Raw genomic sequence first — 20,325 nt, 5'->3', positions numbered from 1 at the left:
TAGCAGAAGGACCTAAAAACTTCAGATTCTTTTTTTACTACATAACCTAAACTAAGTAAAAACGAATAAAATCTTAGTTTCTCAACAAGCTGAAACGCTGTATCTCAATGAGATACAGCGTTTTCGCGTTTTTCGCGCCATAGGCGGATTTTATAAAGAATCAGTATGAGCGCTGCAATAACGAGCCCTTCCACAATCGGCAGGAAAAAGGCCAGAAACGTAAGCCCCAAACCGCCGACTGCCAGAAACAGGCCAATCAATGCATTTTTTCCAATTGATAACTTTTTAGCAAACCCCAATTTATAGACGAATGCCGAAAGCAGGAAAATTACCGCAAACAATGCGTATCCCGCCATTTCATAGCTCGGCAGATTCTGATATAGAATTCGGGCTACCGGATACATATGGTCATAGACAAAAGCTTGATCGTCCACGGGCTATACATCCTTCCCATTCGCTTATTCTTCGATGGCAACTTTCTTTTTCTTAGCCATACGTTCACGTTCGTTTTTATCAAGAATTTTTTTGCGCAAACGAATCGTTTGTGGTGTAATTTCGCAATACTCATCATCGTTCAAGTATTCAAGAGCTTCTTCAAGACTCATCAAACGTGCTTTTTTCATCGTAGTTGTCTGGTCTTTGTTAGCTGAACGAATGTTTGTTGCAGCTTTGATTTTTACAATATTCACTGTCAAATCGCTGTCGCGGTTATGTTCTCCGACGATCATGCCTTCGTAGATTTCAGCACCGACTTCAACAAATGCAGTACCACGGTCCTCAATGCCCATCAAGCCGTAAGTCGAAACTTTACCGCGCTCCATAGATACCAATACTCCCTGGCGACGTCCGCCCACACGGCCAGAAGCAACTGGCTGGTAGCTGTCGAATGTATGGTTGATGATTCCGTATCCGCGAGTCTGTGTCAAGAACTCAGTTGTGTAACCGATCAATCCACGTGCTGGTACGTTAAACACTAAACGAACTTGTCCGCTGCCGTTGTTGACCATATCCAGCATCTCGCCTTTACGTTCACCTAATGATTCGATGATTGAACCTGTATACTCTTCAGGTACATCTACTTGAACACGTTCTACTGGTTCGCAGCGAACTCCGTCAACCATACGTACGATAACTTCAGGTTTTGAAACTTGAATTTCAAATCCTTCACGGCGCATGTTTTCGATAAGGATCGACAAATGCAGCTCTCCGCGTCCAGATACAACCCAAGCGTCAGGTGAATCTGTAGGTTCTACACGTAAAGATACATCAGTCTGCAACTGAGCGTCCAAACGTTCCTGAATTTTTCTAGAAGTAATCCATTTACCTTCTTTACCTGCAAATGGGCTATTGTTTACTAGGAAAGTCATTTGTAAAGTAGGTTCATCGATGCGCAGGATCGGCAATGCTTCCTGATGATCCTGTGGACAAACAGTTTCCCCTACGTTGATGTCTTCCATACCAGAAATGGCAATCAAGTCGCCAGCTTCCGCTTTTTCGATTTCCACCCGTTTAAGGCCCATGAAACCATGCATTTTCGTAACACGGAAGTTTTTGAATGAACCGTCAAGTTTCATCAAAGAAACAGATTGTCCAACTTCGATCGTCCCGCGGAATACGCGGCCGATTCCGATACGTCCAACATAATCACTATAATCAAGAAGAGCAACCTGGAACTGAAGTGGCTCATCTCTGTTATCGATTGGCGCTGGGACGTGTTCCAGGATCGCATCATAAATGACCTGCATGTTTTCTTCCTGATCAGCAGGATCTGAAGAAAGACTTGCTGTGCCGTTCATACCTGATGCAAAAATAACCGGGAATTCCAATTGATCGTCATTCGCTTCAAGTTCAATGAACAATTCGATGACTTCGTCAACCACTTCTTCAGGACGTGCAAAGTCACGGTCAATTTTGTTTACAACAACGATTGGCTTCAGGTTTTGTTCCAATGCTTTTTTCAGTACGAAGCGCGTTTGTGGCATACAGCCTTCATAAGCGTCTACTACTAATAGAACACCATCAACCATTTTCATGATACGTTCAACTTCTCCACCGAAATCAGCGTGTCCAGGAGTATCCAAGATGTTGATTTTAGCGTCTTTGTATTGGATTGCAGTATTTTTCGCAAGAATTGTAATTCCGCGTTCTCTTTCGATATCGCCAGAATCCATCGCGCGTTCGTCAACATGTTCGTTCGAACGGAAAGTTCCGGATTGTTGTAGAAGCTGATCCACTAGAGTTGTTTTACCATGGTCAACGTGGGCAATAATTGCAATGTTTCTTAGGTCGTTACGTAATTTAGTCATAATTTCACTCCAATATTCTTTTTTCATGTCTATAACTGTGCTAGTATAGCACATATAGGTGTAAAACCCTAAGATTTTATTTCAGGCACTAAGCTACGGGAGGAAAATCGAGTGAAAAGCTTAATTAAAAACACGAAATGGATTTTTGTATTGTATTCCCTGGCAGCAATACTGGCCATGGTCGGAATTGGCTTAGCTGTTGGCCTGCGCAGTGTAATTGGCATATTTGCGGCAATCTTATTGCTTTGTCTCATCATGGGCATGGGCTTCAAAAAGAAAAAAGAAATGCGGGAAGCCGGATTACTATAAGTATAAAAAAAGATGCGGAATTCCGCATCTTTTTTTACTTGAGCCGAATATATTTATTTAATAGCTCCTGATGTATTGCTGGATTGGCTGCGATGAATGTATCTTGTTTCAATAAGTTCGCAGAGTCACCTTTAAAATTCGTCGTTACCGCTCCTACTTCCTGCGCAATGACCATGCCGCCGGCAATATCCCACGGAGATAGCCTCATGGAAATATAAGCATCTACGCGTCCACTTGCTAAATAGGCCAGTTCGAGGGCAGCTGAGCCATAAGAACGCATTCCGCGAACGTCGCGAATCAACTGGATGGCAGCTTCGTGATCTATGCGGCGGTTTGGCACCGCCCAGGTAGCATTCATGGCTACAATCGATTCGGTGATTACTGTTTCCATTAATGGCTTCAGCTGTTCATCGTTGTAATAAGCCCCGCCGTCTTTGGCACCGTGGTATAAATCATCGTTGACAACGTCGTAGATATAACCGAGTTTACCGACCCCGTCTTCATAGATGCCCAATGAAATGGCAAAATTTCGTTTCTGATGGACAAAATTCATGGTGCCATCAATCGGATCCAGCAGCCAAATAACCCCTTCTGAATCCTGGATGTCGTCTCCAAAGCCTTCTTCTCCGAAAATTCGGTGACCCGGAAAATCCCTGCGGATACGCCCAATGAAGAATTGTTCGATTTCCTTGTCGATATTCGTCACCAAATCATTGGCATTTGATTTCGACTCAATTGTGATGTCGGTCAAAAATGAATTGCGGATTCGGTGACCCGCCTCTTTTATGAGCGACTTTATGTAATTGTCCATAGCATGCAAGTCCATGTATGCATTCCTCCTCATTTATTTCAGTATAACGAAAAAGGCATCTGCTGTCTTACTTCAGCAGATGCCTTTAATGTATAGATGGATTAGAGCGCATGGAGGGCCTCCAGTTCTACGTGAATCTCTTGGAGACGCAGCTTGCTTTTTGAAATTTGATTATCATCTTTCTGCTGCATTGCATCGAATAATGACGCAAGCTCATAATCTAGTTCCAGTTTCAGCACGTGCACATATTCCTTCTCTACATCCGCTTTGCGGATTATCTGAATCATCTGTTTCATAATGAGCACCCCTTTCTCATCATACTCCGAAAATTCTGACTAATCTTGTTACAATTATTATAATACCACTTTATGCGACTGAAATCCATTGGCAGAATCGTATTTATATTCTTTTTTCCCAAACTTCGTTAAAATGAAACCTGATTACCTATTTATAAGGAGGATATTTACTTGAAGCCTTACTGGAATGAACAAGATTTCGAAGTTTTTAACACTCCTGGTCTAGATACCCGGATGAATGCATTGAAAGAATACGTACGTCCAAAGTTCGAAGAGCTTGGCACTGAAGTGTCATCATACTTTTCCGGAAAAACTGGAGATGAGTTTTTTCCGCATGTTGCCAAGCATATGCGAAGAACCGTCAATCCACCGAACGACAGCTGGGTAGCTTTTGCCCCTTACAAAAGAGGATATAAAGCGGTGCCCCATTTTCAGATTGGCATGTGGGAAAGCCATGTATTCGTTATTCTCGCTGTGATTTACGAAGCACCGAATAAAACATCGATGGCTGAAAACCTGCTTCGTTCGGAAGTACTGAATCACCTGTCAGAAGACTTTGTTGCTTCCGGCGACCATATGAAACCACAAGCCGATTCCTTGATCGAATTAGGTAAGGAAGGCATTGAAAAGTTGTTGATTCGCCTGCGCGACGTAAAAAAAGGCGAATTTGTGATAGGCCGCCATTTGACAAGAGAGCAGGCTGCTTCTTTAAATAAGGAACAGTTTCTGCAATTCGCCGAAGAAACCTTCGATGCTTTATTACCTGTATACGATGCCTTGCTCCAACCAATAAAAGAACCTGTCAGCCGCTGAGGCTGCAGGTTCTTTTTGCTGTCATTTCTTTTTCAGTTTGATGCTTTCGCTGCCGGTTCCTGCTTTCATTTCTTTTATAACCGGGAAACTGGCATAGCCGCTTTCTTCTTCAAATTCACGGAAGTAGGTTTTTTCTTCCGATATCGCAGGAACCACCTGCTTGAATTTGCGGTAACGCGTCAGTAATTCCTGCCGATTGATGCCTTTCTCATAAGCCAGTTCGATGCCTTCGAAAAAACTTACAACATCAATGATTTCTTCTGTAGACCATTCAATCGAAAATGGATAGGAATAATCCATTTTTCATCCCTCTTTTCATTCAGTGATTGCCCATTTTTTCCGGACTTCTCCAGCTTGTCTGACCATGTCGTCGATCAGTTCCTGAACCGTCGGAACATCTTTGATCAGCCCTGTGACCTGCCCGGCCCACCCAAAGCCCTGATCTTTTTCTCCATCATAAATAAAGCGTTTGTTGGCTTCACCGCTGATAAACTCTTTCAAGGCCTCGTAAGTCGGCGTCTTGCTCTCGATTTCCAGAATCTTGTCCGTCCAGCTGCTGCGCAGGGTCCGTGCCGGAGCTCCGATGCTGCGTTTGATGATAACCGTATCGTTCTCCGAGCTGCTGACCAGCTGGTCTTTATAGGCTTGTGAAGCATGAACGCATTCTTTGGTTGCGATAAAGCGTGTACCCATCTCAATGCCTTCTGCACCGAGTGCATGAGCAGCCATCCATCCTCTGCCATCGCCGATTCCGCCCGAAGCGATCACTGGAATTTTCACGGCATCCACTACTTGCGGAATCAATACCATTGTTCCGATGTCGTCACGCCCTAAATGTCCGCCGCCTTCTTGGCCCACGACCATCACAGCGTCAGCACCTAAGCTTTCTGCTTTTTCTGCCTGCCGCCTTGCAGCTACTAAGACTAATTTTTTTATATCTGTCCCTTTCAGCTGTTCAAATATTGGGGTCGGATTACCGCCCGTCATCGAAACCACCGGCACCTTTTCTTCGATTGCTACGTCCAGCATATGTGAAAATGCACGCCCATGATCGCCAATCGCAAAATTAACACCAAAAGGCTTGTCCGTCAATTTCTTTACACTTTGTATTTCTTTCCGCAATTCTTCAGGTGTGGCTAAGCTCATTGCTGTAATTTGTCCGAGCCCGCCAGCATTCGAAACAGCCGCCGCTAATTCCGCATAGGCTAAATAAGCCAAGCCTCCCTGTATGATAGGATAGCGGATTCCCAATAGTTCTGTCACTCTCGTTTTGAATTCCATCGACTCACTCCTTTTCTCTCTATATGTCATGTATTCGCTTCTGCAACAGAAAATCCTTTTATTTTGTACTATAGCGAGTAGCATCATGCTATAATTCTTTTTGTTTTCATTTTATATAGTGAGGTGGGCTTATCATTGTCTCAATTAGAAACTCCGTTATTTGATGCGCTCTTAAAGCATCGAAACCGGCACCCGATCCAATTCCATATTCCCGGTCACAAAAAAGGCCAGGGCGTCGATCCCGCATTCCGGGAATTTGTCGGCGATAATATTTTATCCATCGATTTAATAAACATCGCTCCTCTGGACGATTTGCATTCGCCTAAAGGCGCGATCAAAGAAGCGCAGGAATTAGCTGCCAAGGCATTCGGCGCAGATTACACATTCTTTTCAGTACAAGGCACAAGCGGCGCCATCATGACTATGATCCTGAGCGTCGTCGGTCCCAATGACAAAATATTGGTGCCACGCAATGTTCACAAATCTATTATGTCTGCCATCGTCTTTGCCGGAGCTATTCCAATTTTCATCCACCCGGAAGTAGATCCAGAACTTGGCATCTCGCACGGTATTTCAGCCGAAGCAGTAGAAAAAGCGATGATCGAATATCCTGATGCCAAAGCGGTTTTAGTCATCAATCCGACTTATTTCGGTGTAGCTGCTGATTTAAAACGAATTGTCGATATTGCGCATGCACGAAACGTACCTGTATTGGTTGATGAAGCACATGGTGTCCATATTCATTTCCACAAATCTCTGCCCGTATCGGCAATGGCGGCAGGGGCCGATATGGCAGCAACTTCAGTCCATAAGCTTGGCGGATCCATGACGCAAAGTTCCGTACTAAATGTCCGGGAAGGCTTAGTATCGCCCAAACGCGTACAGTCTACTTTGTCTATGCTGACAACTACATCGACTTCCTATCCGATTCTCGCATCCCTCGACACCGCACGCCGCCAATTGGCTATCCATGGCTATGATTTGATAGACCAGGCGATTCGGTTGGCTCAGGATGCACGCAAGCGCATCAATAAGATTCCTCATTTGCACTGCGTCGGCAAGGAATTGCTGAATTCATCAGCCACTTTTGATATGGATCCGACAAAGTTGCTGATCACAGTCAAAAATTTAGGCATTACTGGCCATCAAGCTGAAGAATGGCTGAGAGAAAACGCCAATATTGAAATTGAACTTTCCGATTTATACAATATTCTCTGCCTGGTGACGATTGGTGACACCCGCAAAGAATTAAACTTATTGATTAATGCCCTGCAGCGCATGAGTGAGGCTTTTGACAGTGATGCGGCTATTATCGAACCAGTCGTGCTGCTGCCGGATATCCCACGCCTCGCCATGACACCGCGCGATGCTTTTTACGCGACAACCGAAGTCATTTCCATCGATGACGCTGTGGGCCGCATTTCCGCCGAATTCATCATGGTTTATCCGCCAGGCATTCCTATTTTCATTCCCGGCGAAATCATCACAGAAGAAAACATCAATTATATCCATATGAACGTTGCTGCCGGCTTGCCGGTACAAGGACCAGAAGACGATACACTGAAGATGCTGCGCGTTATAAAAGAACAGCAAGCTATCAGATAAACACACAAAAGATCCAAGAGCCTCTGCTCTTGGATCTTTTTAAATGCCCTCTATAGTGGCAGGATCTACAAAGCCATAGCCCTTGTCCTTCAAGCCTTGAATAATTTCTGGAAGTGCTTCCGAGGTCCACTCGCGGTCATGCATCAGCAAGTTGGCGCCATTGTTCAGAAATTCTGTATTGACCATGATATCTGTTAAGGATTGGGCATTCTGGTACTGCTGTTCCCAGTCATAGCCGTAAGTCCAGTTCATGAGCACCATTTCCTGCTCTTTTACGAGCTGCTTGCTGAAATCGGTATTGGCTCCATGGGGTGCCCGGAAAAATTTAGGCTTTTCTCCAATAATTTGTTCGATTGTATCATTCAATTGCAAAATTTCTTCACTCTGCTGCTGTTCAGTCAGATCTCTTAAGTTCGGATGGCTGTTGGTATGGTTGCCGATCGCGAACCCCATTTCATGCAGGTCTTTTAGTTGTTGTTTTTCTTCATCAGTATCCAGAAAATGGCCATTGACGAAAAAAATTGCTGGGATGTTTTGGCTTTTCAAGGTTTCTGCCATTTCCATTGCATGCTTATCTGGCGCATCGTCAATAGTCAGCAGCACAACTTTTTCTTCCGCACCATCGATTGGCTGCACTGACCAGTTTGCGGAATTAATTTCGTATTGCGGGTCGGGCATTTTTATTTTTTCTGGTTCTTCTTGTGCCGGTTCTTCTGTGCTTTCAGCGGCTTCTTCTGGTTTAACAACCTCTGCTGTTTCTTCAGCCGTTGCAGATTCCGTTTCTTTATTAGAAGATGCCTCATTTTCTTGCCCGCATGCTGTCATCAATATTAATATTCCTGCAAGCGCAGTCCATTTTCTATGTATCAAACTAAACACCCCTTTACTGAACAAATCTTACCATGTAAAGAAAATTTTTTCCAAAAAAAAGAAGCCGCAAAAGCGGCTCCCATGTTTATTTGATGATATGAATCGGTGTTCCAAGAGCTACTTCAGCAGCTTCCATTGTAATTTCAGCAAGTGTTGGGTGAGCATGAATCGTCATTGCGATATCTTCCACTGTCATTCCAGCTTCGATAGCAAGGCCAAGCTCAGCGATCATGTCTGATGCGCCAGCTCCAACAATTTGTGCACCTAACAGCAAGCCGTCAGATTTACGTGAAACCAGTTTCACGAATCCTTCAGTTGCGTTTAATGAAAGAGCACGGCCGTTTGCAGCGAATGGGAATTTCGCAGCCGCAGCTTCAAATCCTTCTTCTTTTGCCTGTTCTTCAGACAAGCCAACGCTTGCAAGTTCCGGATCTGTAAAGCAGACCGCTGGAATAGCCATATAATCAACTTCAGACTTCTCGCCTGCAATTGCTTCTGCAGCAACTTTACCTTCATATGAAGCTTTATGCGCCAATTGAAGGCCAGCTACCACATCACCGATTGCATAAATGTTGGAGATGTTTGTACGGCATTGTTTGTCGACTTCGATCAAGCCGCGGTCAGACATGTTCAAGTTCAATTCTTCAAGACCCATATCGTCTGTATTTGGACGACGGCCAACAGTTACAAGTACATAATCAGCTTCAAGCGTTTTTTCTTCCCCGCCTGCTTCGTATGATACTGTAACGCCAGAATCAGTTTCTTCTACACCTTTAGCAGATGCTTTAGTGATAACTTCAACGCCTTTTTTCTTCAATCCTTTTTTGACGATTGCTGTCATTTGCTTTTCAAATCCAGCAAGGATGTCCGGTGCGCCTTCAAGGATCGTGACTTCAGAACCCATGTTTGCAAATGCAGTACCAAGCTCTGTACCGATATACCCGCCGCCGATAACGACAAGTTTCTTCGGAAGCTCAGTAAGTGCCAAAGCTCCAGTTGAATTAATTACGCGTTTTGTAAATTTAAAAGTCGGGATTTCCACAGGACGTGACCCTGTTGCGATAATCGCATTTTTAAATTTATAAGTTTGTGAAGACTTATCATCCATCACTTTTACTGTATTTTCATCAACGAAATAAGCTTCGCCGCGTAAAATTTCGACTTTATTGCCTTTTAGAAGAGACTCAACGCCTCCAGTCAATTTCTTAACGACCCCATCTTTGAACGCTTGCGCTTTTTCAAAGTTGAGTGAAACTTCTTTTGCAACAATTCCCATATCTTCTGAATGCTGAGCTTCCTCAAAACGGTGCCCAACAGAAATCATCGCTTTTGAAGGGATACAGCCGACATTCAAGCAAACGCCGCCAATGTATTCTTTCTCAACGATTGTTACTTTCTGGCCAGTTTGAGCTGCACGGATTGCTGCAACGTAGCCGCCAGGGCCTGAGCCAATTACGAGCGTGTCTGTTTCGATCGGAAAATCTCCTACTACCATAAGTTTTACGCCTCCATTAATAGTAATTCAGGTTGACTTAATAAACGTTTAATGTGATTTAATGCATGCTGTGCAGTTGCTCCATCGATCATTCTGTGATCAAAGCTTAATGACAATGCTAACACAGGTGCTGCTACAATTTCACCATTTTTAATTACTGGTTTTTCTGCAATTCGGCCAATTCCAAGAATCGCCACTTCCGGATGATTGATGACCGGTGTGAACCATTGCCCGCCGGCAGAGCCGATATTCGTGATCGAGCATGAAGCGCCTTTCATTTCAGCTGCGGATAATTTACCATCGCGCGCTTTTGTTGCCAAGCCGTTGATTTCATCAGAAATCGCGAATACCGATTTACGGTCTGCGTTTTTGATAACCGGAACCATCAAGCCTTTTTCTGTATCAGCTGCAATGCCGATATTGAAATAATGTTTTTGAATAACTTCGCTTGTTTCATCATCAAATGATGTGTTCAATGCTGGGAATTCACGCAATGTGCTGACCAAAGCCTTTACCACGTATGGCAAATACGTCAGTTTGATTTCTTTTTCTGCTGCAATGTCCTTGAACTTTTTACGGTGTGCCACCAATTCAGTAACATCCACTTCATCCATCAAGGTAACGTGAGGAGCGGTATGTTTTGAGTGAACCATCGCTTTAGCGATTGCTTTGCGTATACCGGACATTTTCTCACGAGTTTCAGGGAATTCGCCTTCAGGAGCTGCTGCTGCTTTAGGTGCCGCTGCTGCCGCTTTGTCGGTGCTTTCTTCTCCCGCTTCTTGTGGTGCTTCAGAAGTTGCCGAAGCCGCAGGAGTTGCTGCTTTTTGATCGCCGTTCATGAATGCTTCAACATCTTCTTTCAAAACACGGCCATTATTGCCGGATCCTGAAACTTGCTTGATGTTAACGTCATTGTCGCGCGCAAATTTGCGGACTGACGGCATAGAGATAACGCGTGCGTTCGGATCAGACTCTTCAGTTGTGTCAGCTTGCGGCTGGGCTCCAGCACCTGTCTGTTCTTTCGGCTCTTCTTCTTTAGCAGGTGCTTTGTCAACGTCCTGGCCTGCTTCAGCAGTACCGGATTGCACTAGTTCTTCTGTTTCTTCTTGCACTTCAGGAGCGGCTTCTTGTTTGTCCCCGTGATCTCCTTTAAAGTTCATTTCTTCAGCATCCGGCGCATCGATGCGAACCAGAATGTCGCCGACTACAGCAACAGTTCCTTCTTCAACCAATACCTCTTCAACTGTTCCTGAAACAGGTGATGGAATCTCAACGACGGCCTTGTCATTTTGCACTTCAACAAGAATATCGTCTTCTTCGATCGTATCTCCCGCTTTAACAAACCATTTTACAATTTCACCTTCGTGGATACCTTCACCGATATCCGGTAAACGAAATTCAAAAGCCATATATATCACCCTTTCGGTTCTGTCTAATTTAGAAAGTAAGTACTTTCTTCGCTGTCTCTACTATATCCTTCGAGTTTGGCAGCCAAACTTGTTCCGCTTGTGAGAATGGGAACACAGAGTCTGGTGCAGTAACGCGAAGAACTGGAGCTTCTAATGTCAAAATTGCACGGTCCGTAATTTCAGCTACAACGCTTGCTGCAATTCCAGCTTGCTTTTGAGCTTCTTGGACAACCATAGCGCGGCCAGTTTTCTCCACTGAAGCAATGATTGTTTCAATATCAAGCGGCTGGATGGTGCGAAGATCAACCACTTCAACCGAATAGTTTTCTTTTTCAAGCTCTTCTGCTGCTTTCATGCTTTCTTGTACCATTGCGCCGTAAGCAATAATTGTCAAATCTTTGCCTTCACGCTTCACGTCAGCTTTGCCTAGAGGAATCGTATACTCTTCTTCTGGCACTTCTTGACGGAAAGAGCGGTACAACTTCATGTGCTCAAGGAAAATAACGGGATCGTTATCGCGAATTGCCGAAATCAGCAAACCTTTTGCATCGTAAGGAGTGGAAGGAATGACCACTTTCAGACCAGGCTGAGCCGCCATTAAGCCTTCCAATGAATCTGCGTGCATTTCAGGTGTATGAACCCCGCCCCCGAATGGCGAACGGATTGTTACAGGAGAGTTCAGGCTGCCGCCGCTGCGGAAACGCATGCGTGCCATTTGTCCGCTGATAGAGTCCATCACTTCAAAAACGAATCCAAAAAACTGAATTTCCGGAACAGGGCGATAGCCTTGCAAAGCTAAACCTATTGCCAAACCGCCGATGCCTGACTCCGCTAAAGGCGTATCAAAAACACGGTCTTCCCCGAATTCTTTCTGCAAACCTTCTGTTGCACGGAATACACCGCCGTTGTTCCCTACATCTTCACCGAAAACAAGAACATTTTCATCGTTCTTCATCTCTGTTTTCAGAGCTTCGGTAATCGCTTGGATCATTGTTAATTGTGCCATGGCTTACTTCGACTCCTTTGCTTTATAAATATCCAATTGTTCCTGAACATTAAACGGCACATCTTCGTACATGATCTCCAATAGATCGGATACTTTCTGTTTTGGAGCGCCGTCAGCTTTTTTAATTGCTGCTTTGATTTCTTCTTTAGCTTTTTCAATTACTTCATTTTCTTTTGCTTCATCCCAGATGCCTTTTGCTTCCAGGTATTTGCGGAAACGAACAAGCGGATCTTTCTTTTCCCATTCGCTGTCGATGTCTGAAGTCCGGTAGCGTGTTGGATCGTCGCCAGCCATTGTATGTGGTCCATAGCGGTAGCAAAGTGTTTCGATTAATGTCGGTCCGTCGCCTTTAACAGCACGTTCACGGGCATCGCGTGTTACCGCGTATACCGCCAATGGATCCATTCCGTCTACTAGGACGCCTGGAATTCCAGCAGAAACCGCTTTTTGAGCAATTGTCTTCGCTGAAGTTTGAAGTTCGCGAGGCGTAGAAATCGCATACTGGTTATTTTGCACAATGAAAATAGCCGGTGCGCGGAATGCGCCTGCAAAGTTTAATCCTTCATAGAAATCACCTTGTGAAGATCCGCCGTCTCCAGTGTAAGTTACTGCAACAGCATCTTTTTTGCGTTTCTGCATACCAAGTGCTACTCCAGCTGCCTGGATAATCTGAGCACCTATGATAATTTGCGGAGGCAGAATGTTCAAACCTTCAGCCATTTGGTTCCCCATGAAATGTCCACGGGAGAAAAGGAATGCCTGGTGCAACGGCCAGCCGTGCCAGATCAATTGCGGCACGTCACGATAGCCCGGAAGAATAAAATCTTCTTTTGTCAATGCAAAATGCGAAGCTAATTGGGAAGCTTCCTGCCCCGCAGTTGGAGCGTAAAATCCTAGGCGTCCTTGACGGTTCAATGAAATCGAACGCTGATCAAGGATTCGGGTATAAACCATACGAGTCATCAATTCCTGAAGATCTTCATCCGAAAGTTTCGGGTCCGCCTCTTCGTTGACGATTTCGCCTTCCTCATTCAAAATCTGAACCATTTCAAACTTTTCTTCGATTGCGTTAAGCGTTTCCACTGGATCGAACTGCTGTGATTTTTTCGCAGCCATAAAAGCAACTCTCCTTTTTTATCTGTATTAAGATAATTATATACAATTTATGATACAATTTCGCATTCCTTTTCAGTATACGTCACAAGAATAACTCGGTCAATCATAGAGAACCTTACATTTTAGGACAACAACAATTGAAAGATAATTCGAATTCCATGAACTGTATCAGTAGTTTTTCACCGCTGTATTATAATACAGCGGCTGCTCAATCCATCTTTTATAGCACAGAAAAAGCGACCTTATAGGCCGCTTATTCCTCACTTTCACTTAAATTTTCCAATGTGCTGTCCTTTAAACTATTTACCTGTTGGGTTAGTTCATTAAACTCTGTAACAGCCAATTGCACTTGCTCATTTTGTGAGTTTACTTCCGCAGCCTTTTCCTGGAGCATCTGCAATGTGCTTTGGTCATCTTGAAGCATTTCATATAATTCCTTTTGACGAGCGATCAATTCTTCGTACGCTTCCGAAAATTCGTCATGTGCCGCAAAGCGTTCCAGCATTTCCGCTTTCAGCGCTTCCAAATCTGCTATCACGGATTCCTCTTCGGCCGATTCGATTACGCTGTCAATTTCAGCAAAATTTTCCTCGGCTGCCTGCATTGAATCCTTTTCAGTCTGAAGGAAGCCAAGCCGCTCATCTGCTGAATCCAGTGCTTCTTGCGCCTGATCTGTTACCTCGCCTTGCTGCTCCTGCGTCAATGCCATTGTTTCTTCAAATAATAGCTGCTCCGCTTTTTCGCGCTCTTCCAGGTCGCTTTGCACTGCCCGATAATCTTCTTCCGCGTCAAAAGTATCATTTAACACTTGATCTAAATCTTCACGAATGCCCGATCCCGAACATGCTGCCAACATTAGCAGGCTGGAGACCATAGCCATTTTCCCAAGTCTTTTCATCCTGATTCACCCCTTAATTTCCATGAATTAACTATAGTATGCAGAACAATAAAATACAACTGAGCCAATAGCTTTTTCTTTTTTCAAAATTGCTGAGTTGAGTTATACTATTAAGTATAGCAAGCCATTTGAAAGGATGAAATCACTTGATACGAATGAAAGACATAATACGTGAAGGTCATCCTACACTCAGAAAACGTTCTGAAGATGTAAAGTTTCCGCTTTCTGAAGAAGATCGAAAACTGGGCGAAGACCTTTTGGAATATGTAGTTAACAGCCAGGACGATGAACTGGCTGAAAAATATGATTTGCGGCCTGGAGTTGGAATTGCCGCTCCCCAAATAAATGAGGCAAAACGAATGTTTGCCCTTCATTTTGATGAAAGTTCTGGAGAAAATCTGAGCATGATTGCTGTTAACCCGAAAATCGTCAGTCATTCTGTAGAGAAAGCGTATCTGGCTGCCGGAGAAGGCTGTTTGTCTGTTGACCGTGCAATTCCCGGTTACGTTCCGAGGTATGCCAGAGTCACCATCAAAGCGTTAAACTTAGATGGAGAAGAAATCAAAATGCGCTTAAAAGGATTGCCTGCCATCGCCTTCCAGCATGAACTCGATCATTTGAATGGAGTTATGTTCTTTGACCACATTGATTCAAAAAATCCATTCGCTGAAATTGAAAATGCAATCGCAATTGAAAGAGACTCGGCTGAGTAAGCCGAGTCTCTTTTTAGTTGCTGCGTCTAGTGCCCGTCAGAGCTACACAGGCGCTTTCGCTTTTCTTCATTGTCCAGCTCCAACGGCCAGCTCCTCGGGTCATAAGCCACTCTGGCTGTGCGGCTGGAAACATGCCGCTTCGCCAGATCGTCTTATGCCTGTCGGAGCTGAATGGCCGTTTTCGCTTTTCTTTGTCCAGACTTCAGCGGCCAGCTCCTCGAGTCGCTTCAGCCTTACCAGCAATGGCAAAGACCGCCATTACCGGTAAGGCTTCCAGCGCTTGTCGGAGCTAAACGGCTGCTTTCGCTTTTCTAATCAAATCAATTTCAAATGCTTGAACGCTTTTGCCAATCCGTCGTTGTCGACGTGGTCGGTGACGTAGGATGCGCGTTTTTTTGTTTCTTCGTGGCCATTCTCCATTGCTACGCTGTATCCCGCGATGTCCATCATCTGCAGATCGTTCAGCCCGTCTCCGAATGCGATTGTTTCTTCAATCGTATGGCCTGTGGCGCGGATCAAATGTTCAATGCCGCTTGCCTTTGTGCCGCCTTTTGGCGTGATATCACAAGATACCCGGTGCCAACGGACAAAGTCCACTTCTTTAAAAGTATCGTGATATTGCTGTTCGTCTTCTTCTTCGCAAAATACCAGCGCCTGATAAACTTCGTTGTTCAAATAAAATTCCTTATCTGCTTCCGGATGGGGCATTTTCAGGGTTTTGATGCTTTCATCGATGTCCGGATGAAAATCGATGGAAGAAACCATTTTCTTTTCGTTCATGAACACTATTGGGTGGTTTCGTTGTTCTGCAAATTCAAAAATATCATTAAGCATAGTCGAATCAATCGCTTCTTTGTGAATGGCTTGTCCTTTATGGGCAATATACTGGCCGTTGAATGTAATATACGTATCGATATTCAGTTCTTCTAAAATTTTAGTGATCATAAAAGGTCCCCGGCCGGTAGCAATCGCCAAATCATGGCCATTCTTACGCGCCTGTTCCAACGCTTCTTTAGCGGAAGGCGGCAACTTCTTATGAGAATCCAACAAAGTTCCATCAATATCCAGCAATAATAATTTCGGCATTTTTTAGTCTCCATTCAGTTTTAATAAGGCTTTAAAACAAAAGCCCGACTTCTTTACAATTATCAGAAAACGCAGTATACTCGCCTTAAGGAGTGGTTAGCCATGCTGAAACGTTTGAAAAGAAAACTTCTCAGACAGCTCAATGGCATCATGAACAAAAAGAAAATTGCATAAACGTTTTAGCCCTTCTTTATAAATAAGGAGGGCTATTCTTTATTTTAGTCTAATGACATGATAATATAAAGGAAGTGCATTTATTTGAGCGTGGAAAAAGGAGAGCAAACAATGATTTTTAAAGTATATTACCAAGAAAACCGTTTTCAAGTACCAGTTCGTGAAAATACCCAAAGCCTTTATGTGGAAGCAGCATCCGAGCGTGAAGTCCGACACCATTTAAAAGATCGCAACTATAATATTGAACTTGTTCAACTACTGGAAGGCAATCACCTCGAGTATGAACAAGCTGGCCAATATTACGAAGTTGAGAGCATCGAATAACGATGAAATTTGTCAAGAACGACCAAACAGCTGTTTTCGCCTTAGGCGGACTGGGTGAAATCGGCAAAAATACGTACGGTGTCCAATTCCAGGACGAAATCATCCTGATTGATGCCGGCATTAAATTCCCGGAAGACGATTTGCTCGGAATCGATTATGTTATTCCGGATTACACATACTTAGTAAAAAATGTCGACAAAATTAAAGGCCTTTTTATTACACATGGCCACGAAGATCACATCGGCGGCATTCCCTACTTGCTGAAGAAAATTAATATTCCAGTATACGGCGGCAAATTGGCACTTGGCCTATTGCGCAAAAAATTGGAAGAACACGGCTTGCTGCGACAAACAAAAATGACTGAAATTGCAGAAGATGATGTCATCAAGTTCCGCAAAACAGCTGTCAGCTTTTTCAGCACAACACACAGTATTCCTGATGCTTTCGGTGTAGTAGTAAAAACTCCACCAGGCAACATCGTCCACACAGGTGACTTTAAGTTTGATTTCACTCCAGTGGGAGAGCCTGCCAACTTGTTGAAAATGGCTCAAATCGGCAGTGAAGGCGTGTTGTGTTTGCTGTCTGACAGCACCAACGCTGAAGTTCCCGATTTCACCATGTCGGAACGAAAAGTCGGCGAATCCATTAAAGACATCATGAGAAAAATCGATGGTCGCCTGATTTTCGCTACTTTTGCTTCTAACATTTATCGTCTTCAGCAAGTTACCGATGAAGCTGTTGCACAAGGACGCAAAATTGCCGTTTTTGGACGCAGCATGGACAATGCAATGACAATCGGCCGCGAGCTTGGCTATATCAACGCTCCGGAAGATGCATTTGTTGATACACAAACGTTGAATCGCCTGCCGGCAAATGAAGTATTGATTCTTTGCACCGGTTCTCAAGGCGAACCAATGGCCGCTCTTTCGAGAATCGCCAACGGTACTCATCGTCAAATTCAGATTCAACCAAACGATACAGTCGTCTTCTCGTCTTCTCCGATTCCGGGCAATACGAGCAGCGTCAACCGTACCATCAATCTGCTGTTCCGTGCTGGAGCAGACGTAATTCATGGATCACTTAACAACATCCACACATCTGGGCATGGTTCAGAGCCTGAAAACAAATTGATGCTTCGTTTGATCAAGCCAAAATACTTCATGCCGATACACGGTGAATACCGGATGTTAAAAACGCATGCAGGATTGGCAGTAGAATGTGATGTTCCACTGGAAAACACATTCATCATGGAAAATGGTGAAGTTCTAGCACTCGGGCAGGACGAAGCTTCTATTGCAGGCCGGGTCCCTTCCGGCGACGTTTACATTGATGGCAGCGGAATCGGCGATATCGGCAACATTGTCCTTCGTGACCGCCGGGTGCTTTCAGAAGAAGGCCTCGTCATCGTAGTTGTTAGCGTAGATATGCAAAAAAATAAAATGGTTTCCGGTCCAGACATCATTTCGCGCGGATTTGTCTACATGCGTGAGTCAGGTACTATGATTTACGAGGCGCAGCAAATGCTGAATCGCCATCTTAATAAAAAAATACACAGCAAAAACACGGAATGGGCAGAATTGAAAAATGATATTTCTGACGTTCTTGGACCGTATTTGTATGAAAAAACAAAACGCCGCCCAATGATTTTGCCAGTGATTATGGAAGTTTAATAATACAGGCTATAAAAAGGTGCACCGGATATCTATCCGGTGCACCTTTTGTTTTGGCCAGTTAATTTAATGAAATAATAGAAAAGCTGCAGCAGATTGATGTCTGCTACAGCTTTTCTATATATCCAGGAATTACTGGCATTCTTTTTTAATTCATCATTTTCTTTTCGAAACGATTGATGTCTGCATCAGAGCCGATGATGATCAGAATATCTTCCTGCTCGATTTCCATGTCGGCCTGCGGGGAAACGATAATATCGCCCCCTCTTTTTATAGCCACAATATTGATGCCATAGCGTGCACGGATATCAAGGCCAATCAAAGTATAGCCAGCCAGTTTGTGATTTGCCTTTATTTCCATGATGGAATGTTCATCGGACAGTTCCAGATAGTCCAATACGTTATTGGACAGGATATTATGGGCAATCCGTATGCCCATATCGCGCTCGGGATGGACTACCTTATCCGCACCGATTTTATCCAAAACTTTTGCATGGTAGTCATTTTGCGCCTTAACCGTAATTTTTTTTACGCCAATTTCCTTCAGCATAAGGGTTGTCAAAATACTGGCTTGAATATTTTCACCGATTGCAACAATTACATGTTCAAAATTCCGGATTCCCAGTGATTTCAATACCGTCTCGTCTGTCGTGTCAGCTACGACAGCTTGAGTAGCAATTGAAGAAAACTCATCCACTCGTTCCGAGTCCTTATCGATTGCCATTACATCCGCATCCTGTTCAATCAATTCACGCACAATGCTGCCGCCAAAACGGCCAAGTCCAATGACTACAAATTCCTTTTTCATACTCATCCTCCAAATATTCTATTCATATGGTTTTAGTTTAACATAGATGGCGTGAACTAAAAATCTTCTCGGCTGATCAATCGACGCAGAAAAAAACCCCGCTTATCGGCGGGGATCCAGTGGGCGTTTCGGGCGGTTCTCACAATATTCACAGCTGATGTCAGTGCAAGGTTCTTCGCGCCATTCATTGCAGCTTGCGCAATAGCTTGCATCGAATTCATCGTCAAACGTCAATGCTGCCAAGCAAGTATGGCAATACGTATGGACATCCATCCAATTGATAAAACGCTTGCCGGCTACAAGGTATAGTCCTTGCTGGTCTTGTTTGTAATTCATAATTGATGGTCTTTGGATAACCCGATTTTTCGGATCAAGAAAGAAGTTCATTTTGCCGTTCACATTAATCACTCCTAGAGTTTGGTCGAGCTGTAAAAACAAATTTACTCGGCGCCGGCGTGTTCACGGGCCGATGGTATAAAATCGTTGGTATCCGGTTTATGAAGGTTTTTCGTTTCACATCATTTTAGTTTTTATAATCGTTCATGTCATAGGATCGGTTAGTTTGTTAAAGTTATATACCATTATTAATTTCACACTTTCTCTATGATAGTAAAAACAACCGGTAAATTGCAATAGATAACAATCCCTTATTGAAAATAAATTCCGACTTGAAATATTTAAATCGTTTCGTATAATGAATATATGCTATTAGTAAACTAAAAGTATATTTTAACTAAACTTAAGTGAAATCATCACTTATTAAGAATCGAGGAGAATTCTGATGGAAATCGGAACCAAAATTAAACGCCTTCGATTAAAGAACGGATTGACTCAAGAAGAACTGGGCAAACGGACAGACTTGAGCAAAGGATTTATTTCTCAGCTGGAGCGCGATATGAACTCTCCTTCCATTGAAACCTTCTTTACCTTACTGGAAGTGCTCGGTACCACTCCAAAAGATTTTTTTGCTGATGAACATGATGTCAAAATCGTTTATTCCCCATCAGATCATACAGCGCATATTGATGAAGACGCAGGATACGAAGTAGAATGGCTGATCCCTACTTCCAATGAAAAAGAAATGGAGCCGGTCTACCTGACATTACGGGCCCAAGGCGAGTTCAAAAACTTCGAACCGTCTTCTGCCGAAACATTCATCTATGTATTGGAAGGCCAGGTCCTGCTTCAAATCGGCGATCATCGATATGTCGCAGCAACTGGCGACTCTATTTATTACGAAGCTTCTGATCATCATCAACTGATCAATGACTTTGATGGCATATCGGAAATGATCATCGTCACAACACAATCTTATTTATAATTCAGGAGGGATTT

General features: G+C 43.8%; 22 protein-coding genes. 7 read left to right on the top strand and 15 right to left on the bottom strand.

Annotated features, from left to right (window positions below):
• Positions 1-104 precede the first annotated feature (104 nt).
• Together QOZ98_RS09770 and typA are read right to left on the bottom strand one after the other, a co-directional pair.
• The gene (locus QOZ98_RS09770; protein ID WP_308787271.1) at positions 105-434 is read right to left on the bottom strand and encodes a YlaH-like family protein; all 330 of its coding nucleotides are present in this window, start codon (positions 432-434) and stop codon (positions 105-107) included.
• 24 nt (positions 435-458) lie between these two features.
• The gene (gene typA, locus QOZ98_RS09765; RefSeq protein ID WP_142826209.1) at positions 459-2,306 is read right to left on the bottom strand and encodes a translational GTPase TypA; all 1,848 of its coding nucleotides are present in this window, start codon (positions 2,304-2,306) and stop codon (positions 459-461) included.
• A gap of 111 nt (positions 2,307-2,417) precedes the next feature.
• On the opposite strand from typA, the gene QOZ98_RS09760 reads away from it, so the two are divergent.
• The gene (locus QOZ98_RS09760; RefSeq protein WP_407676704.1) at positions 2,418-2,615 is read left to right on the top strand and encodes a YlaF family protein; all 198 of its coding nucleotides are present in this window, start codon (positions 2,418-2,420) and stop codon (positions 2,613-2,615) included.
• Positions 2,616-2,649: 34 nt separating this feature from the next.
• On the opposite strand, the gene QOZ98_RS09755 is transcribed toward QOZ98_RS09760, so the two are convergent.
• Positions 2,650-3,441: an inositol monophosphatase family protein gene (locus QOZ98_RS09755; protein ID WP_308787270.1), complete on the bottom strand. Its 792-nt coding sequence runs from the start codon at positions 3,439-3,441 to the stop codon at positions 2,650-2,652.
• 86 nt (positions 3,442-3,527) lie between these two features.
• Positions 3,528-3,722: a hypothetical protein gene (locus QOZ98_RS09750; RefSeq protein WP_142826207.1), complete on the bottom strand. Its 195-nt coding sequence runs from the start codon at positions 3,720-3,722 to the stop codon at positions 3,528-3,530.
• Between the two features lie 171 nt (positions 3,723-3,893).
• Between QOZ98_RS09750 and QOZ98_RS09745 the strand changes: the two genes are divergently transcribed.
• Positions 3,894-4,535 (top strand): YktB family protein, encoded by a 642-nt coding sequence (locus QOZ98_RS09745; RefSeq protein ID WP_308787269.1) that lies wholly within the window; start codon positions 3,894-3,896, stop codon positions 4,533-4,535.
• Between the two features lie 21 nt (positions 4,536-4,556).
• Here the strand turns inward: QOZ98_RS09745 and QOZ98_RS09740 are convergent, their stop codons facing one another.
• Together QOZ98_RS09740 and QOZ98_RS09735 are read right to left on the bottom strand one after the other, a co-directional pair.
• The gene (locus tag QOZ98_RS09740) at positions 4,557-4,835 is read right to left on the bottom strand and encodes a UPF0223 family protein (RefSeq protein WP_308787268.1); all 279 of its coding nucleotides are present in this window, start codon (positions 4,833-4,835) and stop codon (positions 4,557-4,559) included.
• Between the two features lie 15 nt (positions 4,836-4,850).
• Positions 4,851-5,846 carry an NAD(P)H-dependent flavin oxidoreductase gene (locus QOZ98_RS09735; protein WP_308787267.1) on the bottom strand — a complete coding sequence of 332 codons (996 nt, stop codon included), beginning with the start codon at positions 5,844-5,846 and terminating at the stop codon, positions 4,851-4,853.
• 105 nt (positions 5,847-5,951) lie between these two features.
• Between QOZ98_RS09735 and QOZ98_RS09730 the strand changes: the two genes are divergently transcribed.
• Positions 5,952-7,421, top strand: coding sequence for an aminotransferase class I/II-fold pyridoxal phosphate-dependent enzyme (locus QOZ98_RS09730; protein WP_308787266.1), 1,470 nt, complete (start codon positions 5,952-5,954; stop codon positions 7,419-7,421).
• 39 nt (positions 7,422-7,460) lie between these two features.
• Here the strand turns inward: QOZ98_RS09730 and QOZ98_RS09725 are convergent, their stop codons facing one another.
• From QOZ98_RS09725 to QOZ98_RS09700, 6 genes are all read right to left on the bottom strand, one after another.
• Positions 7,461-8,291: a polysaccharide deacetylase family protein gene (locus QOZ98_RS09725; protein ID WP_308787265.1), complete on the bottom strand. Its 831-nt coding sequence runs from the start codon at positions 8,289-8,291 to the stop codon at positions 7,461-7,463.
• Positions 8,292-8,376: 85 nt separating this feature from the next.
• Positions 8,377-9,786, bottom strand: coding sequence for a dihydrolipoyl dehydrogenase (gene lpdA / locus QOZ98_RS09720; protein ID WP_308787264.1), 1,410 nt, complete (start codon positions 9,784-9,786; stop codon positions 8,377-8,379).
• A 5-nt stretch (positions 9,787-9,791) separates the two neighbouring features.
• The gene (locus QOZ98_RS09715; RefSeq protein ID WP_308787263.1) at positions 9,792-11,195 is read right to left on the bottom strand and encodes a dihydrolipoamide acetyltransferase family protein; all 1,404 of its coding nucleotides are present in this window, start codon (positions 11,193-11,195) and stop codon (positions 9,792-9,794) included.
• A 28-nt stretch (positions 11,196-11,223) separates the two neighbouring features.
• Positions 11,224-12,201 carry an alpha-ketoacid dehydrogenase subunit beta gene (locus tag QOZ98_RS09710; protein ID WP_308787262.1) on the bottom strand — a complete coding sequence of 326 codons (978 nt, stop codon included), beginning with the start codon at positions 12,199-12,201 and terminating at the stop codon, positions 11,224-11,226.
• A gap of 3 nt (positions 12,202-12,204) precedes the next feature.
• On the bottom strand, positions 12,205-13,317 hold the full coding sequence (gene pdhA, locus QOZ98_RS09705) for a pyruvate dehydrogenase (acetyl-transferring) E1 component subunit alpha (RefSeq protein ID WP_308787261.1): 1,113 nt from the start codon (positions 13,315-13,317) through the stop codon (positions 12,205-12,207).
• A 253-nt stretch (positions 13,318-13,570) separates the two neighbouring features.
• Positions 13,571-14,215, bottom strand: coding sequence for a YkyA family protein (locus tag QOZ98_RS09700; RefSeq protein ID WP_308787260.1), 645 nt, complete (start codon positions 14,213-14,215; stop codon positions 13,571-13,573).
• A gap of 146 nt (positions 14,216-14,361) precedes the next feature.
• Here QOZ98_RS09700 and def point away from each other — a divergent pair, with 146 nt between their 5' ends.
• Entirely contained in the window at positions 14,362-14,928 is a 567-nt protein-coding gene (gene def / locus QOZ98_RS09695; protein ID WP_308787259.1) for a peptide deformylase, read from the top strand.
• A 315-nt stretch (positions 14,929-15,243) separates the two neighbouring features.
• On the opposite strand, the gene QOZ98_RS09690 is transcribed toward def, so the two are convergent.
• On the bottom strand, positions 15,244-16,014 hold the full coding sequence (locus tag QOZ98_RS09690; RefSeq protein WP_308787258.1) for a Cof-type HAD-IIB family hydrolase: 771 nt from the start codon (positions 16,012-16,014) through the stop codon (positions 15,244-15,246).
• Positions 16,015-16,299: 285 nt separating this feature from the next.
• Between QOZ98_RS09690 and QOZ98_RS09685 the strand changes: the two genes are divergently transcribed.
• Both QOZ98_RS09685 and rnjA read left to right on the top strand, forming a co-directional pair.
• The gene (locus QOZ98_RS09685; RefSeq protein WP_142826194.1) at positions 16,300-16,512 is read left to right on the top strand and encodes a DNA-dependent RNA polymerase subunit epsilon; all 213 of its coding nucleotides are present in this window, start codon (positions 16,300-16,302) and stop codon (positions 16,510-16,512) included.
• Positions 16,513-16,514: 2 nt separating this feature from the next.
• On the top strand, positions 16,515-18,182 hold the full coding sequence (gene rnjA, locus QOZ98_RS09680) for a ribonuclease J1 (protein WP_308787257.1): 1,668 nt from the start codon (positions 16,515-16,517) through the stop codon (positions 18,180-18,182).
• Positions 18,183-18,330: 148 nt separating this feature from the next.
• Here rnjA and QOZ98_RS09675 read toward each other — a convergent pair whose 3' ends face one another.
• Positions 18,331-18,990: a potassium channel family protein gene (locus QOZ98_RS09675; protein WP_142826192.1), complete on the bottom strand. Its 660-nt coding sequence runs from the start codon at positions 18,988-18,990 to the stop codon at positions 18,331-18,333.
• 102 nt (positions 18,991-19,092) lie between these two features.
• Positions 19,093-19,389: a hypothetical protein gene (locus tag QOZ98_RS09670; RefSeq protein ID WP_308787256.1), complete on the bottom strand. Its 297-nt coding sequence runs from the start codon at positions 19,387-19,389 to the stop codon at positions 19,093-19,095.
• 382 nt (positions 19,390-19,771) lie between these two features.
• Here QOZ98_RS09670 and QOZ98_RS09665 point away from each other — a divergent pair, with 382 nt between their 5' ends.
• Entirely contained in the window at positions 19,772-20,311 is a 540-nt protein-coding gene (locus QOZ98_RS09665) for a helix-turn-helix domain-containing protein (RefSeq protein WP_308787255.1), read from the top strand.
• Positions 20,312-20,325 lie beyond the last annotated feature (14 nt).

Source organism: Planomicrobium stackebrandtii, assembly GCF_030814955.1.
In the GTDB taxonomy this organism is placed as follows: domain Bacteria; phylum Bacillota; class Bacilli; order Bacillales_A; family Planococcaceae; genus Planococcus; species Planococcus stackebrandtii.
Note: the sequence above shows the minus strand (reverse complement) of the source record. Positions and strands in the feature narration are given on the sequence as shown.